Source organism: Gilvimarinus sp. 1_MG-2023 (genome assembly GCF_030548285.1).
On the sequence record NZ_JAUOSC010000242.1, the window covers coordinates 1 to 405 of the forward strand.

General features: G+C 54.6%; 1 protein-coding gene. It reads right to left on the minus strand.

What is annotated here, in order from left to right; translation table 11 throughout:
* On the minus strand, nucleotides 1-394 hold a 394-nt coding region (locus tag Q4563_RS16615; RefSeq protein ID WP_303605274.1), incomplete at its 3' end, for a YecA/YgfB family protein.
* Nucleotides 395-405 lie beyond the last annotated feature (11 nt).

A 405-nucleotide genomic window follows, 5' to 3' on the forward strand; every position in this document is an offset into this window, starting at 1 on the left:
GGCCAGAAGCGTACATGATCGGGAACAGGCTCTCGGCGACGTTTTCTTCATCGCGCTGGTACCAGTCCTCTTCGTGCAGCATGACACCGGTCATAAAACCAATAGCCCAACCTTCGATGGGTGGCTCGTCTTCTTCATCCGACAGAGTCAACTCACAAGGTACAGGGAAATCCTGGCCGGAATCGAGCCAGCCCTGGATTTCCGCAGTCATTTTGCCAAGCAGCTCGGTGACGGTGGCTTTTTCAGCGCTGCTGAAGCCCAGTTTTTCGTCAAAGGCACAGTCCCAGACTCGCTGGATATCGAACTCAATCGGCCCTGCCAAAAACGAGGTAATCAGGCCGTGGACGGCGAAAAAATCGAAACTGTCCTGGCGTTCTGCTTCGTCTTCCAGCAATACCCCGAGAG